The sequence below is a fragment of the Haemophilus sp. SZY H56 genome, from assembly GCF_054332415.1.
Genome location: NZ_JBTGNX010000025.1, coordinates 1 through 4,298, shown reverse-complemented (window position 1 = coordinate 4,298; position 4,298 = coordinate 1). Strand labels below are relative to the sequence as shown.

6 protein-coding genes are annotated in these 4,298 nt (G+C 35.2%); 2 read left to right on the top strand and 4 right to left on the bottom strand.

Translation table 11 applies throughout. The features are described from left to right. Positions 1-134 precede the first annotated feature (134 nt). A complete protein-coding gene (locus tag ACXVWP_RS10985; RefSeq protein WP_128787950.1) occupies positions 135-803 on the bottom strand; it encodes a TfoX/Sxy family DNA transformation protein in 669 nt (222 codons plus the stop codon). Between the two features lie 471 nt (positions 804-1,274). On the opposite strand from ACXVWP_RS10985, the gene recA reads away from it, so the two are divergent. Both recA and recX read left to right on the top strand, forming a co-directional pair. Continuing rightward, the gene (gene recA / locus ACXVWP_RS10980; protein ID WP_014064545.1) at positions 1,275-2,330 is read left to right on the top strand and encodes a recombinase RecA; all 1,056 of its coding nucleotides are present in this window, start codon (positions 1,275-1,277) and stop codon (positions 2,328-2,330) included. Positions 2,331-2,397: 67 nt separating this feature from the next. Continuing rightward, positions 2,398-2,850, top strand: coding sequence for a recombination regulator RecX (gene recX, locus ACXVWP_RS10975; RefSeq protein ID WP_128787948.1), 453 nt, complete (start codon positions 2,398-2,400; stop codon positions 2,848-2,850). On the opposite strand, the gene crcB is transcribed toward recX, so the two are convergent. The 3 genes from crcB to ACXVWP_RS10960 all read right to left on the bottom strand — a co-directional run. Next, a complete protein-coding gene (crcB, locus tag ACXVWP_RS10970) occupies positions 2,825-3,220 on the bottom strand; it encodes a fluoride efflux transporter CrcB (RefSeq protein WP_049369600.1) in 396 nt (131 codons plus the stop codon). The two genes, recX and crcB, sit on opposite strands and share 26 nt — an antisense overlap. Further along, positions 3,221-4,039: a Cof-type HAD-IIB family hydrolase gene (locus tag ACXVWP_RS10965; protein WP_128787947.1), complete on the bottom strand. Its 819-nt coding sequence runs from the start codon at positions 4,037-4,039 to the stop codon at positions 3,221-3,223. Positions 4,040-4,196: 157 nt separating this feature from the next. Next, a partial coding sequence (locus tag ACXVWP_RS10960; protein WP_077495063.1) for an EF-Tu C-terminal domain-related protein occupies positions 4,197-4,298 on the bottom strand: 102 nt, incomplete at its 5' end.

Sequence of the window (4,298 nt, the reverse complement as noted above, 5' to 3'; positions counted from 1 at the left end):
TTATTACGTTTCACAACAGTGCGTCGTTGTGTGGGGCGTATTATAGATATTTCAGAATTCTTTGCAAGTGCTTTTTTACAAAAAATTCATTAACCGATTATTTTTTAGGCATGAAGTCATTTGCGTAATACTCTCTAACTAACCTTTTTGGATGCTCGTTTACAACGTCTAAATCCATTTGCGGAGAGTATTTCATTAAGTTTACTAAGCCCTCTTTCCTTCTCTTTTTCAGTGTAAAACTCACAATTACGATTTTCCAAAGCTCCACGAAGTCGCCAATAAAAAGCTTCACTTGCACTAATATCCGCTTTCTTCAAACGAACAATCGCATTTTCAGCACCAATTTTTCGTAAAGTATCAACATTATCAACCCCTACTTTGTTTAATGCCCGTTCATACTTTATCGATAAATTTGGCAAGTCCCTGATTCGTCCAATCTTAGATAGCGCAAGATCGAGTTTTTCCTTCCTTATTTGAGTAATTGAAAGAATAATCAAAGTTCTCATTAGAACGTTGTCCTTCAAGATACTTTCGGTTAAAGCATAATAATCAGATAATACAAAACGCTTATTGAGTTCATTTGTTGTAAAAGATTTACATCCAAGTCCTTTTAATTTTATTGAAAGCTCATCCTTAGCTCGCAAGTAAACTTTATTGTTTACCCAAACAGCAAACATATCTTTTTGTTTATGAAACAAGCCATATCCCGTAAATAGATTCTTACTTGTCACATCGCCAATAAGTTGATTTAGCAGATCACATACTTTGGTAATATTATCATTAGGTATCGGTAAGATTTTCATTTTAAAGCTCCCCTTAGAGTAAAGTTTATTTATCTATAACTAAGAAGTACTTCTATAGAATAGTTATACCATAATCAATTAAGTGTAACGAATAGAAATTTTCAATTTTGTGAGATAGATCGCAAATATAAAATTTATTTTCAAATAGGCAATTAGATAATGAAAAATAATTTTATAATTAGATACTTAAACCCATTGAAAATTCTCAAATAACAACCAATAATAACTAAAATTATTCTTATAAGTAATTATCATAAACGCTATATTTATGATAAGTATTTTTGATATGGTCATGACTATCACATTAGTCCAAACTTATATACTTAACAAATTGATTTTAAATAAACGATTTCTAAAAGTTGGAATCTAGTTCACATTTTTTCAGTAAGGAAAAAATTTTCTCTTGATACTGTACATCAATACAGATATAATCTAACCAAATTTAGATAACTCTATTCAAGAAGGTTTTATATGGCAACTCAAGAAGAAAAACAAAAAGCGCTCGCTGCAGCACTTGGTCAAATTGAAAAGCAATTCGGTAAGGGCTCAATTATGAAATTGGGCGATACTCAAGCCCTTGATGTAGAATCTGTTTCAACAGGTTCTTTAGGTCTTGATGTCGCTCTTGGTATTGGTGGGTTACCAATGGGTCGTATTGTTGAAATTTTTGGACCTGAATCTTCTGGTAAAACAACCTTAACTTTATCTGTTATCGCTCAAGCACAAAAAGTAGGCAAAACTTGTGCATTTATCGACGCGGAACATGCTCTTGATCCTATTTATGCAGCAAAACTTGGTGTTGATGTGAAAGAACTTTTAGTTTCCCAACCCGACAATGGTGAACAAGCACTTGAAATTTGTGATGCCTTAGTGCGCTCTGGAGCAGTAGATGTCGTTATTGTGGACTCGGTTGCTGCACTTACCCCGAAAGCTGAAATTGAAGGTGAAATGGGTGATTCACACATGGGTTTACAAGCACGTCTGATGTCTCAAGCACTACGTAAATTAACTGGTCAAATCAAAAATGCAAACTGTCTTGTTATCTTCATTAATCAAATTCGTATGAAAATTGGTGTGATGTTTGGTAACCCAGAAACCACAACTGGTGGTAACGCGCTAAAATTCTACTCTTCTGTTCGTTTAGATATTCGTCGTACTGGTTCAGTTAAAGATGGAGATGAGGTCATTGGTAACGAAACTCGTGTTAAAGTAGTTAAAAACAAATTAGCCGCACCTTTCCGCCAAGTAGATTTCCAAATTCTTTATGGAGAAGGTATCTCTAAAGCAGGCGAATTAATTGAACTTGGTGTTAAACATAAACTTGTTGAGAAATCCGGTGCGTGGTATGCATATAACGGTGAAAAAATTGGTCAAGGTAAAGCTAATGCAATGAAATGGTTACATGAAAATCCTGCGAAATCAGACGAACTTGAAGCGAAGCTTCGCGCTGAATTGGTCGCTAATCCTGAACAAGCATTAATGGCTGATATTGAACAATCTAATGATGACGCAGAAAGCGATTTCTAATCACTAAAAGTGCGGTCAAATTGATCGCCTTTCTATTTCAACTGTATTTCTCTTACAAGGAATTTCTATGTCTTCTCTTGCTTTGAGCTATGTTATTAATTTACTTGCTCGACGTGAATATAGCGAATTTGAGCTACGCAATAAAATGCAAGAAAAAGCATTTACGGAAGATGAGATCGATGAAACGATAGCGCACTGCCAGAAAAAAAACTGGCAAAATGATAAGCGATTTGCTGAAAATTATTTATACGCACGTTCGCAACGTGGGTATGGTGCAAATCGTATCAAACAAGAATTACGTCAACTAAAAGGTGTATCTTCAGATGTAATAAATGAAGTTCTTGTAGAAAGTGAAATTAATTGGACTGAAATTGCAAAAAAGATTTTACGTAAAAAGTTTCCTAATTATGCAGAACCTCAACCAATTAAAACCAAACAAAAAATTTGGCAGTATATGCTCTCTCATGGATTTTATTCTGAAGAATTTAGCGATTTTATCGGAAATGGAATAGAAGACTGATGAGCCTAAAGAAATAAATCCCTAATACTGTAAAGATTAAACAACCAACTAAATGACTCACTAAAACGAACAATCCATTTCCCCATTCTTCTTTAAAAAAGAGCTCTATTACTTCACCTGAAAAAGAAGAAAAGGTGGTGAGTGCACCAAGAAATCCCGTCACTAAGAATAATCGCCATTCAGGACTAAATTGAGGGAAGGTCCAAAAAGCTGCTAGTAAAATCCCCATCAAAAAGCAGCCAATAAAATTCGCCACAAGTGTGCCAAATGCAAGTGAACTAAACAGGGAATTAAGCCATAGACCTAATCCCCAGCGTAAAGAGGCTCCGATCGCTGCACCTGCACTAACCAGAAAAATTGACTGAAACATCTATTTAATACCAAAAAGTGCAGCTAAATGTTTGGCCACTGCTTCGTCCTTATTAAACCCGATCTCTTCCAATTCAGGGCAAGCTTCTTTCAGACGAGGATCAGCATTTGCCATCACATAACCTTTACCAGCCAAAGAAAGCATTTCAACATCATTCTGACCATCACCAAAAGCAATACAATCTTTTAATCCATAATTTCTATTTTCTAATAGATGAGCTAATGCATCACCTTTAGATACATTTTTATTCATGACCTCTAAGCAAGTCACAGCGGAATAAACAATCGTCGCTTTATCACCAAAATGCGTTCTAAGATAATCTTCCAGCTCCACAAGATCTTTCGGGTCACGAGCAATAAAAAATACTTTTTCAGTTCCTCTTCCATGATGTTTTGTGAAATCAACCACCTCATACATGAAACCTGAATCCTTGTGATATTTTGCTAATTCAGGCACATCTATATTGATAAACCAACCATCATCTTGATAAGTATTGATACAAATCTTGGTACGATCAAAAGGGATTTTATACAACTCAAGTACGATTTCTTCTGGAAGGCTATTGCTATAAATAAGGTTACCTTTTAGGTCGCGTACTCTCGCGCCATTGGAAGTGATCATTACAGCATGCTCCGCTCCAATCTTACCTAAAATAGAAGAAACATCCGTGTGATTACGGCCTGTCGCTAAAATAATATCAACACCTTTTTGTTCTAATTTATTTAATATCTCAATTGTGAAATCACCAATTACATGATTGGTATTGAGTAATGTACCGTCAAGATCAGAAACAACGGCTTTAAATGGAAGTTGTTGCATAAAAACACCCGTATAAAAAATTAATCTGTATCATACCAAAACAACTCGATTTTTGACCGCACTTTCTATCATAAAAATGACATTCATTGATAAAAAACAAAAAGGCGCATCTTTCGATACGCCTTCTTAATCTAACTTGTTACAGTTAATACATCAATTATTTGATGATTTTCGCAACAACACCAGCACCTACTGTACGGCCACCTTCACGGATTGCGAAACGTAAACCTTGGTCCATCGCGATTGGGTGGATTAAGCT